Annotated in this window: 13 protein-coding genes; all 13 read left to right on the top strand. The window is 50.2% G+C overall.

What is annotated here, in order from left to right; genetic code table 11:
• A partial coding sequence (locus DBO31_RS05840; RefSeq protein WP_234995409.1) for an aminotransferase class V-fold PLP-dependent enzyme occupies positions 1-546 on the top strand: 546 nt, incomplete at its 5' end.
• A gap of 42 nt (positions 547-588) precedes the next feature.
• Positions 589-2,181 (top strand): phosphoglycerate dehydrogenase, encoded by a 1,593-nt coding sequence (gene serA / locus DBO31_RS05835; RefSeq protein ID WP_059075529.1) that lies wholly within the window; start codon positions 589-591, stop codon positions 2,179-2,181.
• An 11-nt stretch (positions 2,182-2,192) separates the two neighbouring features.
• Positions 2,193-2,837 carry a histidine phosphatase family protein gene (locus DBO31_RS05830; protein WP_059075530.1) on the top strand — a complete coding sequence of 215 codons (645 nt, stop codon included), beginning with the start codon at positions 2,193-2,195 and terminating at the stop codon, positions 2,835-2,837.
• A 46-nt stretch (positions 2,838-2,883) separates the two neighbouring features.
• The gene (gene serS, locus DBO31_RS05825) at positions 2,884-4,170 is read left to right on the top strand and encodes a serine--tRNA ligase (RefSeq protein ID WP_059075531.1); all 1,287 of its coding nucleotides are present in this window, start codon (positions 2,884-2,886) and stop codon (positions 4,168-4,170) included.
• A gap of 221 nt (positions 4,171-4,391) precedes the next feature.
• Positions 4,392-5,357, top strand: a complete 966-nt coding sequence (gene glpX, locus DBO31_RS05820) for a class II fructose-bisphosphatase (RefSeq protein WP_075581469.1) — start codon at positions 4,392-4,394, stop codon at positions 5,355-5,357.
• Positions 5,358-5,642: 285 nt separating this feature from the next.
• On the top strand, positions 5,643-6,905 hold the full coding sequence (gene murA / locus DBO31_RS05815; RefSeq protein ID WP_059075533.1) for a UDP-N-acetylglucosamine 1-carboxyvinyltransferase: 1,263 nt from the start codon (positions 5,643-5,645) through the stop codon (positions 6,903-6,905).
• Positions 6,898-7,980: a rod shape-determining protein gene (locus DBO31_RS05810; protein ID WP_369814255.1), complete on the top strand. Its 1,083-nt coding sequence runs from the start codon at positions 6,898-6,900 to the stop codon at positions 7,978-7,980. Before murA ends, DBO31_RS05810 begins: the two co-directional genes overlap by 8 nt.
• 13 nt (positions 7,981-7,993) lie before the next feature.
• Positions 7,994-8,287 carry a biotin/lipoyl-containing protein gene (locus tag DBO31_RS05805; protein ID WP_059075534.1) on the top strand — a complete coding sequence of 98 codons (294 nt, stop codon included), beginning with the start codon at positions 7,994-7,996 and terminating at the stop codon, positions 8,285-8,287.
• 10 nt (positions 8,288-8,297) lie between these two features.
• Positions 8,298-10,259: a SpoIVB peptidase S55 domain-containing protein gene (locus DBO31_RS05800; protein WP_150824672.1), complete on the top strand. Its 1,962-nt coding sequence runs from the start codon at positions 8,298-8,300 to the stop codon at positions 10,257-10,259.
• 257 nt (positions 10,260-10,516) lie between these two features.
• A complete protein-coding gene (locus tag DBO31_RS05795; protein WP_075581467.1) occupies positions 10,517-11,281 on the top strand; it encodes an ABC transporter permease in 765 nt (254 codons plus the stop codon).
• A gap of 11 nt (positions 11,282-11,292) precedes the next feature.
• Complete coding sequence (locus DBO31_RS05790; protein ID WP_150824671.1) at positions 11,293-12,045, top strand: ABC transporter ATP-binding protein; 753 nt, start codon at positions 11,293-11,295, stop codon at positions 12,043-12,045.
• Positions 12,042-13,286 (top strand): MlaD family protein, encoded by a 1,245-nt coding sequence (locus tag DBO31_RS05785; RefSeq protein WP_150824670.1) that lies wholly within the window; start codon positions 12,042-12,044, stop codon positions 13,284-13,286. The genes DBO31_RS05790 and DBO31_RS05785 overlap by 4 nt, the downstream gene beginning before the upstream one ends.
• Before the next feature lie 47 nt (positions 13,287-13,333).
• A complete protein-coding gene (locus DBO31_RS05780) occupies positions 13,334-14,938 on the top strand; it encodes a TolC family protein (protein ID WP_234995408.1) in 1,605 nt (534 codons plus the stop codon).
• Positions 14,939-15,064 lie beyond the last annotated feature (126 nt).

Genomic DNA, 15,064 nt, shown 5'->3' with positions numbered 1-15,064 from the left:
CGCCCCGTCGATGTAAGCCAATTCGATTATATCTATGCGGGCGTACAGAAAAATGTCGGCCCGGCAGGCGTGGTCGTCGGCATCATAAAAGATGACATGCTGCAGAAAGCACGGGAAGAACTGCCGGCCATGCTTTCGTATCGCACGTTTGTAGAACACGACTCGACGTATAATACGCCGCCTGTATTTTGTATTTATTTTGTCAACCGTGTGTTGCACTGGATTGAAAATCAGGGTGGACTGCAGGCCATACAGAAACGCAATGAAAAAAAAGCGGCCATTGTCTATGATGCAATCGATCGTAGCCAGGGCTTTTATACAGGGCATGCAACGAAAGATTCGCGCAGTCTTATGAATGTTACGTTCAATCTAGGCAATGCAGATCTGGAAAAAGAATTCGTTGCTGCCGGGGCCAGGCAGAATCTCATAGGTATCAAGGGTCACCGGTCGTTGGGGGGCTGCCGGGCTTCGATTTACAATGCCGTCACGGAAGAAGCCTGCCAGGCACTGGCTGATTTCATGGATGAATTCAGAAAACAACATTAACTATATTGGGGTTATGGTATCAGACCAAGGAGGGTATATACAATGAAAATTCTCGTAAGCGATGACGTATCGGAAAAAGGGGTAGAACTGCTCCGTCAGCATGGGTATGAAGTGGATGTCAAAACGAATCTCGATGAACAGGGACTGATCGACTGCATCGGTGAATACGATGGCATGGTGACACGGTCTATGACGCACGTTACGGCAAAGGTCATTGCCGCCGGCAAGAAACTGAAAGTCATCGGCCGGGCCGGTGTCGGTGTTGACAGTATTGATATCAAGGCGGCAACTGCCCGGGGCATCATCGTCGTCAATGCGCCGACGGCCAATACGATTGCCGCAACGGAACACACCTGTGCCATGATTATGGCGATTACCCGTCATATTCCGCAGGCACATAATTCGCTTATGGCTGGCGAATGGGACCGGGAACGGTTTACGGGTATCCAGCTTCAGAATAAGACCATCGGCATCATCGGCGTCGGCCGTATCGGCTCGCGTATTGCCAAGCGGATGCAGGCCATGGAAATGCACACCATCGGATATGACCCGTATATTCCGGACGAACGGTTTGAACAGCTCGGCGTGGAACCGGTCGATCTTGATACGCTGCTCAAACGTTCCGATTATATTACGATGCATACTCCGCTGACGAAAGAAACACGGGGCATGATCGGCGCAGAAGAAATCGCCAAGATGAAAGACGGCGTGCGGGTCATCAATGTGTCCCGTGGGGCCGTGCTGGATATCAATGCCCTGGCCGATGCCATCAAGAGCGGTCATGTAGCCGGCGCTGCTATCGATGTATTTCCGACGGAACCGCTTACAGAAGATATCAATCCCTTCAAGGGATTGGACAACGTGGTCATCACGCCGCATCTTGGTGCTTCGACAGTAGAAGCGCAGATCGGTGTTTCTGTAGACGTGGCGGAAGGGGTCATTGCCGCTCTCAATGGAGAACCGGTACCGACGGCAGTCAATATGGCGCCACTGCCTAAAAATGTATATCTCACCATCCAGCCGTATTTCGACCTTATGGAACGCATGGGCATTATCGGCGTCTATCTGTCCGAAGGGCCTATGAAAGAAATCCGGGTGGAATATTCGGGCGAACTGGCCAAGACGGAAACAGGCCTTTTGACGACAGCGGTTCTCAAAGGAGCATTGAACCCGATTCTGCAGGAATCGGTCAATTTTGTCAATGCTCCTGATGTAGCACGGACGCGTCATATTTCGGTCAAAGAAATTAAGACACAGGACAAGGGATATTTTACAGATTCCGTCACCGTTACTATCAAGACGAATAAGGGGGAACATTCACTGGTGGGGACGTTATTCAATCATCAGGAAGCGAAAATCGTGCAGATTGATGAATATCGCCTGGATTTCACGCCCGAAGGATACCTGCTCCTGGCGCCTCACATCGATCAGCCGAATATGATCGGGCAGATTTCTACTATTCTGGGACAGGCTCATATCAATATTACGGGGATGCAGCTGGCCAAGATGACCAAAGAAGGAACGAATATTATGGCTATTGCCGTGCAGGATGATATCCCTAATGATATTATGCTGAAATTGCGCGGCATTGAAGGAATTCTGGACATGAAACTCATTCATGTCGATACCCACTAAGGAGGGCACTCATGATACGCATTATACTTGTACGCCATGGAGAAACGGAATGGAATATAGAAGGGCGCTATCAGGGGCAGGAAGATACCCATCTCAGTCCGCGGGGATTAGAGCAGGGACACATGCTGGCCGAAGGACTGCGCCATATTCCCATCGACCTGTGTATTTCCAGTCCGTTGGAACGGTCTTATCAGACCTGTTCTTTCTGTGCTGAACTTCATCATCTCCCCGTTGCCAAAGATGACCGGCTGCTGGAAATCAATCACGGAGACTGGGAAGGCCGGCTGGCTGATGAAATCGAAGCCCAGTATCCCGAAGCATTCCATCTCTGGCACACACAGCCGGAAAAAGTGACCATGCCGGGTGCTGGCGGCGAAAATCTGGACGATGTACGGCGCCGCGCCCGCAGTGCCTTCGACGACTATGCCCGGAAATACGACGGCAAAACGGTTCTCGTCGCAGCCCATGATGCCGTCAATAAGGCCATCATCTGTGACCTTCTCGGTCTCGATATGAGTCATTTCTGGCAAATCAAACAGGATAATACATGCATCAATGTCCTGGAATACCAGAATGGCGTATGGCGTCTCGTGTTGCTCAATTCCACGAATCATATGGGGTATCTGTACAGCGGTATTGAACAAAAAGGACTTTAACGTGTATAATGAATAGGATGACTATACAGGAAGGAAGAAGATTACCATGTTAGATACGAAATTTATCCGTGAACATGCGGAAGAAGTTAAGGAAAACATCAAGAACCGTCATACGAAAGCGGCCGATGTCGATGCCTTTGTCGTTCTGGACGGACAGCGCCGTGATCTGCTGCAGCGCGTCGAAGCTATGAAGAATGAACGCAATACGGTCACGAAGGAAATCAGCCAGCTGAAACGGAATAAGGAAAATGCTGACGATAAAATCGCCGCTATGAAAAAACTCGGTGATGATATCGATGCTCTCGATAAAGAGGTAAAGAAAGTGGAAGCTGATATGCTTTCCATTCAGCTCATGATACCGAACATGTGCCATCCCTCTGTTCCCGTCGGCAAGGATGACAGTGAAAATCCGGAAGTCCGCAAATGGGGACAGCTGCCGACCTTTGATTTCCAGCCGCTCAATCACTGGGATGTAGGGGAAAACCTGGGCATCCTCGATTCGGAACGAGCTGCCAAAGTTACAGGCGCGCGTTTCTACTATTATATCGGTGCCGGTGCACGGTTGGAACGGGCCGTCTATAATTTCATGCTGGACCAGCATACACAGAAAGACGGCTATACAGAAGTCATCCCGCCGTATATCGTAAATCGTGAATCCATGACGGGTACAGGCCAGTTGCCGAAATTCTATGAAGATATGTACCGCCTGAATGTAGAAGGGGAAGAAATGTACATGATCCCAACGGCCGAAGTTCCCCTGACCAACTATTACCGCGGCGAAATCATTGATGGGGCCAAGCTGCCTGTATATTTCACGGCACTGACGCCGTGTTTCCGTGCCGAAGCTGGTTCTGCTGGTCGTGATACGCGGGGCCTCATCCGCCAGCATCAGTTCCATAAAGTTGAAATGGTTAAGTATACGACACCGGAAACAAGTTATGATGAATTGGAAAAACTGACCAATAACGCAGAAGATATCCTGAAAGCACTGGGTCTGCCCTATCATGTCGTTACGTTGTGTACCGGCGATATCGGTTTCTCCGCCGCCAAGACTTACGACGTGGAAGTGTGGTTCCCGGCCCAGGGCAAATACCGCGAAATTTCTTCCTGCTCTAATACGGAAGATTTCCAGGCACGGCGCGCCAACATCCGCTTCCGCCGTTCGCCAAAAGCAAAACCGGAATACGTCCATACTCTGAATGGTTCCGGCCTGGCCGTAGGCCGTACAGTTGCAGCTATTCTGGAAAACTATCAGCAGGCCGATGGCTCTGTTGTCGTTCCGGAAGTGCTTCGCCCATACATGCATTGTGATGTCATCACTAAGCAGAAATAATTTCAAAAGACGGCCGGTGGCCGGGCTCTGATGCCGTGACCGGAAACTGCCTCATGAAGCAGCCTGTGCTTCATGAGGCAGTTTTTTTCGTCGTGACACTTACTTTCAACGTCACGGGCCGGCAGGAATTTTCCCGATATTTGTCGAATTATTTATTATAATATAAAAACGTGTGCTGTGTATTTGGATACAGTGATTTCTTCGCATAGGAGGGATGAGGGATGGATAGAGTATTGACACTGGAATTAGTACGGGCTACGGAAGAAGCAGCCGTGCGGGCCGGACGTATGATGGGAATTGGCGATGGCGGGGCAGCTCATCACCTAGCAGTGGCGGGGATGCATCAGGAACTGACTGCTGCGCCGGTTAATGGCCACGTCGTCATTGGTGAAGGATATATGGCCGACGGGCAGGTGTTGTTTGACGGAGAAGAAATCGGCAGGGGAACGGTTCCTGTTGACATCGCCGTAGCGTCACTGGACGGACAGCGGCTGGTCGCGCAGGGACAGCCAGGTGCCGTATCCGTACTGGCCATGGCCGGCCGGGGAGATATTCTGCGCGTTCCCGATATGTATATGGAAAAAATCTGTGTCGGCCCGCGTGCCCTGGGCCGTATCGATCTGAATCAGTCCGTACAGGAAAATCTGCGCCATATTGCCGAAGGTCTGGAACGGAGCATTGACGATGTGACCGTAGCTATCCTCGACCGGCAGCGCCATCAGGACCTGATTCGTGAATGCCGGATTGCCGGGGCTCGCATCCGCCTGATTCATGATGGTGATGTGACAGCAGCGGCTGATGCGGCTATTGAAGGCTCGGGTACGCATGTACTGATGGGCATTGGCGGTGCCCGTGAAGGCGTGCTGGCTGCGGCGGCTCTGCGCTGCCTGGGCGGCGATATGCAGGCCCGGCTCATACCGTATACGGAACGGGAGCGGCAGAAGGGAGAAGAGCTGGGAATCCATGATTTCAAGCGGATCCTGACGCTATCGGATCTGGTGCGGGGAGATGACTGTTTCTTTGCCGCTACGGCAGTAACGCCTACGCCGCTTATGCAGGGCGTGCGGTATTTTGGGGGTGGCGCCCGCACGATGTCAGTCGTCATGCGTTACAAGACAGGTACCATCCGCTTCATTGATACGGTACACCGGCTCAACGCTTCTTCCCACTGGAGTGTAAGAAAGTAGTACAGAAATAGAAAAATGACAATCCCCGTGCTATAGGATAGAGCAGTTATATCTGATCAGCTCAGGTGTCAGACTGTCTTAATCAAAGGCAGCCGGCCTGAGCTGATGTGCTGCAGGAGACAGGCATATACGATAAAGACAGGTTTTATAAACAGTCTGCATATCCCCCCTTTCAGATTTATTCCTTTTATGATACAATATTTTGATAGTGAATCAACTAAAAATAGATGGCCCTGCCCGGCTGTCACGTCTATATACTTGCAATCTGTTTAGGAGGCACCAGAATTGGAGAAACTTGTTATTCATGGTGGAAAACCCTTAGAAGGGACTGTTCGCGTCAGCGGAGCTAAAAATGCTGTGCTGCCTATTATTGTCGCATCCATGCTGGGGACGACACAAAGTGTACTTACAGAAATACCGAAACTCGACGATGTTCATACGGTTTGTGAAGTTATTACTTCATTGGGCGTACACATAGACCAGTCCCAGGCGGGTACGCTGGTCATCGATGCCAGTCATCTGACTTCCACATCGGCTCCGTACGACCTCGTGCGGCGCATGCGCGCTTCGTTCCTCGTCATGGGACCACTGCTGGCACGCAAAGGACATGCTAAAATTTCTCTGCCCGGGGGCTGTTCCATCGGCGCCCGGCCGATTGACCTGCATCTGAAGGCCTTTGAAGCCATGGGGGCAGTCATTAACCTGGAAAATGGGGATATCGAAGCCAGTGTGGAAAATGGCCTGAAGGGGGCCCAGATATATCTGGATTTCCCCAGTGTCGGTGCGACAGAAAACGTCTTAATGGCGGCATCCCTGGCCGAAGGCCGTACGGTACTGGAAAATGCGGCTGAAGAACCGGAAATCGTCGATCTGGCTACCTATCTGAACAGTATGGGAGCCAATATCCGCGGCGCCGGCACCAATGTCATCCGTATCGAAGGGGTAAAAGAATTGCACGGGGCAAATCATTCGGTTATTCCCGACCGCATTGAAGCGGGCACGTTTATGGTAGGGGCCGCTATGACCGGCGGCAATGTATATGTGGAAAATGCGCTGTCGGAACATCTTAAGCCTCTCGTAGCAAAGCTGAAAGAAGTAGGGGCCACGGTCGAAGAAGATATAGACGGCATCCGCGTCATTGGCCATAAACCGTTGCGGCCGGCCGATATCAAGACACTGCCGTATCCGGGATTTCCTACGGATATGCAGGCCCAGTTCATGGCACTTACGACTATTTGCCAGGGAACAAGTGTCATTACGGAAACGGTATTTGAAAACCGCTTTATGCATGTCGATGAATTCAAGCGCATGGGAGCCAAAATCCGCATAGAAGGCCGCAGTGCCATCGTCGAAGGCGTCCCGCATCTCAAAGGGGCTGATGTCAATGCGACGGATCTGCGCGCCGGTGCAGCACTGGTATTGGCTGGCCTGGTAGCAGAAGGGGAAACAAAAGTCGGATATTTATATCATATAGACCGGGGGTATGATAACCTGGTCCAGAAGTTACAAAGGTTAGGTGCAGACATTGTTCGGGTCAATATTGACTAAAAAAAAGAAGCGAAAAAAAGGAACGCCGGCTAAAGCGGGTCATTCATCCCATTCTTTTTTCCTGGCAAACTGGTTTGGCAGTGATATTGCCATTGATCTGGGTACGACCAATATCATTGTATACGTCAGGAAAAAAGGTATTGTCGTCAATGAACCGGCTGTCATCGCCCTTGATACGAACAGTCATCGTGTCGTAGCTATTGGCAAAGAAGCGCAGGCCATGCTGGGGCGGACACCAAAGCATATTCAGGCGTATCACCCCCTCAGCCGGGGCGTCATTGCTGATTACGATGCGACCGAATACATGCTGCGGTATTTTATCCGCAGAGCTATTGGCAAATCCTTGTTTTTTAAACCGCGGATCATTATCTGTGTTCCTTCAGGAGCGACTAATGTAGAAAAAAGAGCCGTTATCGAAGCGGCTATGCAGGCCGGTGCTCGTAAAACCGTCGTCATGGAAGAACCGCTGGCCGCTGCTATCGGGGCCGGACTGGATGTAGCCAGTTCCAATGGATCCATGGTGGTCGATATGGGCGGCGGCACGACCGACGTGGCTGTACTCAGTCTGAGCGGAATCGTTATCAGCGAATCTCTGCGTATTGGCAGCAATACTTTTGATGAAGCCATTATCCGCTATCTTGAAAAAATCAAGCATATTACCATCGGCCAGCATACAGCAGAAGAGCTGAAAATCCTCATCGGTACAGCTCTGCCGGACGGGCGGCAGCTGACTGCCGATGTGCGGGGACGCAGTACGGAAACGGGGCTCCCGGCCATGGTCGATATCGATTCCCAGGAAATACGAAAAGCACTGTCAGAACCGATTGAATCCATATTGCGTGCTATTGTCACCATCCTGGAAAAAACGCCTCCCGAACTGGCCGCCGATATTGCCGACCATGGCATCGTCCTCACCGGAGGCGGTCTCCTGCTGGATGGCATGGACCGGCTGATTTCCCAGACTACGGGCATGGCAGCGTTTCTCTGTGATGATCCGTTATTGTGCGTAGCAAACGGGGCTGGAAAATCGCTGAATGAAATGAGCCGCCTGAAAGATAGCTTTGATGATTTATAAAGGAGTGAGTGTCATGTTACTGAAGAAAAAAGTACTGCTTCCTCTGTGCATTATGAGTACACTAATGGCAGCACCTGTACTGGCTGCAGATATTCCTTATACGGCCGTTATCGGAGGTACCGTGGCCAGTGTCGTTTCTGTGGGAACTGATGTCCGTGAAGGCGATGTCCTCCTGACCGTTGATTCCCTGGCTGGTCCCATGGCGGCTGCCCGGGCAGATAGCAGCGGCACCGTCAAGGAAGTAAAAGTCAAAACGGGCGGGACAGTAGCCCCGGGTACGGTCGTCGTTGTAGTAGAAGAAAAATAAGAAGGAGATTATGAAACGATTACGTAAATTACGGCACCTGGCGGGAAAAGCCTGTTTGGCGGTTCTCTGTTGTGCCGTTTCCTTTTCTGTATATGCAGAACAATTTATGCCTGTCAGTGATGTCCGGCCGGGGATGACGGGATATGCCAAGACCGTAGCCAGAGGTACGCAAATCGAAACATTTCCTGTGGAAATCCTGGGTGTCATGAAAAACAGCGGCCCTTCCGGTGACCTGATCCTGGCTCGCTTTTCCGGTCCGCTCATCGAACAGACCGGCGGTATCGCCCAGGGAATGAGCGGCAGCCCCGTGTACGTCGATGGCAGACTGCTGGGGGCAGTTGCATATGGCTGGTCTTTTACCAATTCCAAAGTGGGTATGATCACCCCGATAGAAGATATGGTCAAGCTCTGGAATGTGCCCGTGCGGGAAGAAATCCGGCCATTTAACGCCCGGGAATCGTCATTGATTCCCGTCAATACACCACTTATGGCCAGCGGATTCGATACGGCATCGATGGACTGGATGAAGAATAAACTGCCCCAGTACCAGTTTATGCCCGTCGATACGGCTACGGCGGCAGAAGACAGCCAGGCGATGCCCCTGGAAGCGGGAAGTTCCGTGGCGGCTGCGTTCGTCAATGGCGATATGAAACTCGGTGCTATCGGGACGGTTACCTATGTCGATAAAGATCATATCGTCGCCTTTGGTCATCCCTTCCTGAAAAAGGGCAGTATTAATTATTTCATGCATAATGCCTATATTTTTACGATTGTCAATAATATGGCCAGTTCGTTCAAGCTTGGATCGGTAGGAGCGGAAATCGGACGGATTGACCAGGACCGCGGTGCCGGCATCGCCGGGAATTACCGACTGGCACCGGGAATCCCCGTCGTCATTCACGTACGTGACCTTGACACGGCGGCAGCCAACTTGAAACGGGTCAAAATCGTAGAAGATAATGAACTGACACCGGTCCTGGCCGCGACGACCGTGTATAATACGGCCAATAAGACCATAGATCGTATGGGCGGCGGTACGGTGACCCTGAATTATACAATCCGGTCATCCAATGGCCGGGACAAGGATATTACCCGGCACAATATGTACTATTCGGAAGATAATATCAATGAAAAGAGTATTGATGAATTATATAATGTCCTCGACATTTTAAAGCATAACGAATTCATCGATTATCCCGTTCTGGATATTACGGTCAATGCCGATTACTCCCAGGCGCGCAAGCAGGCACGAATCATTGATGCCACGGCAGCACCGGTAGTGGCCAGTCCGGGTGATACGATTTATTTCAAAATTACTCTTCATCCCTACCGGGGGGCTGATGAAGTCAAAACCATGACTTTTACCGTTCCCAAGGACCAGCCGTATGGCGATATGGTGCTGGAAGTACGTGGCGGTGGCGTTATTCCCCTGCCCTATCTGATTGAAAAACAGCGCTATAATCTGACCGATGAAATTATTGAACGGCTGCGTCATTATAAAGATTTTGCTGATCTGAAAAAGGCTATAGAAAAGGAAGATGCCAATAATGATCTGGTCATTGAAATCCTTGACCAGAACGTCAGCATGATCGATGATGACAGCAAGAAGACGGCCAAAGTCAAACTGCAGGCCAAAGAACCCCGGGAAAATCCGAAAGATGTGCTTCAGCCCAAGAAAAAAGGACTACATGAAGACAACGACGAGGACAAAAAATCGTCGCTGCCAACACCGTATATCGTAAAAGGCGACGGCCAGATTACCATCAAAATCGTCAGTCCGGAAAAACGGGATAAATTCCTGGCCGGTCATCACACATTGCGTTCTGGCAAGGCTGTCATGAGTGCCGAAACGGAAGATGCTGCCCAGACAGCGGAGCACAGTGATAAGACGGTAGAACAGGATAAGGGGAATAATCAGGATAAAGATAAGTCATCAGGAGAAGATAAGAAAAGCATTTTCCTTTCCCGATGAACAGAAAAGCAGCTGTACTGTGTATAAGACATGCAGCTGCTTTTCTTGTTCATTCAGCGTAATAAAAATGATATTTGAACACGTTCAACCTTGATATTTGATGCATAACATGGTATTATCATACTTGTAGAAAACTGAAAAGGAAATCTGAGTTTTCTCACAGTTTTCTAACAATTGGCAGCCCGCGTGTAGCAGGCTCCCCACATTAATGGTATAGTAACAATACGTACGCTGACTGAAAAAGAGGAGGTGCGCCTGTGCAGGGAATATTAGAACGGATAGGATCGTTTACACTGCATATTTTTGAAAAAGTAGGCGTGCTGTCCCTCTTATTCCTGGAAACGCTGCGTCAGCTGCCTAAAATACAACGGAAGCTTACGATTGCCCAGATGGCTCATCTCGGTGTCAATTCCCTGCCAATTGTCAGCCTGACTTTGCTGTTTGCCGGCATGGTCATGACGTTGCAGATTGTCGATATCCTGTTGCGCTATGGTGCCCAGTCTACATTGGGAGGCATTATGTCTGTCGCTATGGGCCGCGAACTGGGGCCGATTCTGACCGGCGTTGTCGTAGCCGGCCGTGTAGGGGCAGCCATGACAGCCGAACTGGGAACTATGAAAGTTACGGAGCAGATTGATGCCCTGCGGTGCATGGCCGTCAATCCCGTTGCTTATCTGGTCGTACCCCGCTTTGCCGCCTGTATCACTATGGTACCGCTGCTGGCCTTTTATGGGTATATCATCGGCACGGCCGGTGGATATGCTGTCGCGATTCTCAGCGCCGGCCTGACACATTTTACGTACATGAACTCCATTGAAATGTTTACGGAAGTATCCGACGTTGTTTACGGCCTTATTAAAGCCATGTTCTTTGGAGGTATCATCGCCCTTGTGGCCTGTCATGAAGGCATGACGGCCAAAAGCGGGGCAGAAGGAGTCGGACAGGCGACAACGCGTTCGGTCGTTACATCGATTATTTTTATTTTTATCTGCAATTATCTGCTGTCTATTATTTTGTATTAGGAGTCTGGCATATGATCCGTTTACAGGATATTACCGTGGCGTATGGATCACGGGTCATTCTGAATCACATCAATCTGGATATCCGCGATGGAGAAACACTGGGGATACTGGGTGCCAGTGGTTCAGGCAAGAGTACCATACTTCGTCTGATTATCGGTCTTCAGAAACCGTCAGGCGGTCATATTTTTATAGACGGTCAGGATATTACAGGCTTTACGGAAGATGAGATGGATCAGGTACGGCTCCACATGGGCATGGTTTTTCAGTATTCAGCCTTATTTGATTCCATGAGTGTCGGTGAGAATGTGGCATTTGGCCTCCGGCAGCATCGTAAACTCCCGGAAGAAGAAATCCGGAAAATTGTCCGGGAAAAATTACATCTCGTCGGGCTGGATCACGTAGAAGATATGATGCCGAACGATTTGTCGGGCGGCATGAAAAAAAGAGTTAGTCTGGCACGGGCCATTGCACTGGAGCCCCGGGTCATATTGTATGATGAACCGACGGCAGGTCTGGATCCTCTGCGCAGTATGGATATCAACAGGCTGATTGTGACGACACAAAGCCAGCTTCATACGACATCTGTCATCGTTACCCATGATATGGAATCGGCTTTCTTCGTTGCAGACCGGCTGGCTTATCTGGAAAACGGCGTTTTCCGGCTTATTGCAGATAAGGATACCTTCCGGGATTCGCCGGATGAACACATTCAACGATTTATCCACGGCGGTCTGATGCGTCAGGATGGGAGGTATGCGCCATGAAATGGAGTGCAGAAGCAAAAGTTGGCCTGGTAACCATTATTGGCGTGCTGATATTTACTTATGTGGTCATTAATCTGGCTCATGCAGAAATATTTGGCAAACCAGGCTATGTCATTCATGCCATGTTCCGCGATGCCAATGGCTTGCAGAAGGGAAATTCAGTCCGCTATGTCGGTGTTCATGTCGGTAAAGTTACCGATGTGACTCCTTCTAAAAACGGCGTAGACGTTGCCATGAAGATCGATAAGGGTACGGAAATTCCTAAAGGATCGAAACTGGCAATAACGACGGACGGCCTGCTGGGGGAAAAGATTATTTCCATTACGCCGGGCAAGGATTCGACACAGCTCATCGCTGACGGGGAATATCTGAACGGCAATGACGGCAAGACCATGGATGATATGATGGAGAGTACAGGTAAGCTGGTGGCCAGTGCCAATGATATGATTAATAACATTAATAGCGTCATCGGACACCCGGACACGCAAAAAGCGATGCGCGGGACATTTCAGAATATAGAAGGCATAACCGGACGGGTCAATGGCCTGATGGATGCCAATGCCGGCAATATCCAGGAAATGACGGCCCATATGGCGTCGGTAACGGCGTCTCTCGATGCCGCTGCGGCACAGCTGGCTGCTATGAACAGCGATGGAGCTATTTCGGCTAACGTCCGCGATACGGCGGCTAATATGAAACGTATTACGGATAGTTTTGAGCAGACAGCGCTGGCCGTACAGAAAATTACGACTGATGAGCAGAGCCAGAAAGATTTGCAGAAAACGCTTCATAATACTGCGGAAATATCGGGGAAACTAAATAAGGTTCTCGGTGGGGGAAGCGGATTCAAGACAGAAGGCGATGCCAGTGTCTTATATAATGAGAGTAAAAGTGAAACGGGTGCCGCTGTAAATTTTAAGGTGTACCGGAACCATACATTCGGGCTTCTCGGGGCTGAGAATATAGGTAACGGTACGAAACTGGATTTGCAGTATGGGTTCAGACATCCCCGATTTGATGTCCGGGCCGGCCTCATCCGCGGCGAGCTCGGAATGGGGCTGGATTTTTTTCAGGATAAACCGTTCCAACTCAGCCTGGAGGGGTATGATCCCGATGACTGGCGGTATCGTTTGAAAGCGAAATACCGCCTGACAGACAACATGTTTCTTTTTGGCCAGTTCACGCGGCCCATGAACCGCAGTGACGGTGGCAATTATTATGGTATTGACTATGTCTTTTAAAAGACATTCTGCAATAGATAGCAATTCGATCAATGGGGGTACCCGTAATGGACAAAAACTTGTATAAAAAAATTGTTGTTGCCCTGATGATTTCAACCTTGGGGACGGTGTCTGCATGGGCAGCAGAAGAAGCCGTTGTTCCCGTCGATCTGGGGCAGGCAGCTGTTACTGATTCTGCCCGGAATACGGCTGGCCAGAAGGTTTCCCGGACTGGCAAAAAGGCAGAACGTACGGTAAAGAACCAGGCTGCTGTGACACCGGCAGGAGCTATCGGTGCGTCTGATGTGACACCGCAGCTGCGGGAAGAGCTGGCACAAAAAATCCGTTCCGATATGGAAGCCAGTGCTAAAAGAGCTGCTGCCAGAGGAGAAGCGGATCCAGTCATTGTCGTCGGCCGGGTCGCTTCCGACCAGGCTGTCGATCTGACACTGCCCAAAACGGTGCAGATGGCTCTCGATTACAACCGGGATATCAAGGTGGCCCATTATGCCCTGAACAGTTCTGACTTTGATATCGCCATAGCCAAGGCCGGCAAGATGCCCCAGGTGGGCTATACCTGGAGTGGGGCCAGAGCTATGTCACAAAATATGGGACGAGATGTCATCGGTAATAGTTTTAAAAACAGTTTTAGTGTCAGCATCCCATTGTATACGGGCGGACTGGTAGAAAACGAAATTGCCAATGCCAAGTTGGGAAAGACTAATGCCCAGGAAGAGATGCTCCGCGTCCAGCAGGCGACGAAGTATTCTGCCGTAGAAGGGTATTATGCCCTTCTGGCTTACCAGGAACTGCGTGATGTATACCATGAAGCCGTCGATAATCTGCAGGGACATTTAGATAATGTAACAGCCCAGTACAATGTAGGTACCAAGGCGAAAGTAGATGTCTTGTCTTCTAATGTATCACTGGCCAACTCCAAGACGACGGCCGTAACGGCAGATAATAATGTCGCTATTGCTGAATCAAACCTGAATAACATCCTCGGCCTGCCGTTGCAGACCAAACTGAATCTGGCCGATCATCAGCTGCCTTTTGATACGTATGATATTTCCCTTCAGGAAGCCATTGACTATGCTATGAAATATCGTCCGGAAGTCCTCCAGGCAGCCGTTGCCGTACAGGAAGCAGAAAACAGTATCGGTATTGCCCAGGCTGGCAACAGGCCGACCGTATCTGTCGGTGCCGGCCGTGGCTGGTCGGATGATGATTTCCCCGGCATTGATGATCATAACTGGAGTGTAAGTGGCGGCGTTTCCTGGAGCTTATGGGATGGCGGCGCGACTAATGCCAAAATCAAGAAAGCAAGGGAAACACTCCTTTCCGCCCGGGAAACAGAACAGAAGGCACGGGAATCGGTCCAGCTGGAAGTCAAGCAGGCATACCTCAATATCCGCAGTGCGGCACAGCGCGTAGAAGAAACGACGGCTGTCGTCGATCAGGCGAAGGAAAATTACCGTATCCAGAACATCCGCTATCAGGCTGGTGTTGGCATCAACCTGGATGTCCTCGATGCCCAGCTGAGCCTCAACGAAGCCCAGGTCAACCATATCCAGGCATTGTACGATTATAATGTCGGTATTGCCAAACTGGAACAGGCAATGGGCGTCGATGTCCGCTCCGGTGTCATCCATCCGTCTCTGACAGGGAAATGATGGGAATCTCCTTTTGTTACAATTTAAAGTAAGTTTAAAAAAAGGAAACTGAATCTTTCTATCTGTTTCTTGATTTTAATGAATAGCTTATGTACAATGAAGAGAGAATTGTAATCCTATGATTCT

The sequence above is a fragment of the Megasphaera sp. DJF_B143 genome, assembly GCF_900320625.1.
Classification (GTDB): domain Bacteria; phylum Bacillota; class Negativicutes; order Veillonellales; family Megasphaeraceae; genus Megasphaera; species Megasphaera hexanoica.
The sequence above is the reverse complement of the archived record's forward strand: the minus strand, read 5'-3'. Positions and strand labels throughout refer to the sequence as shown.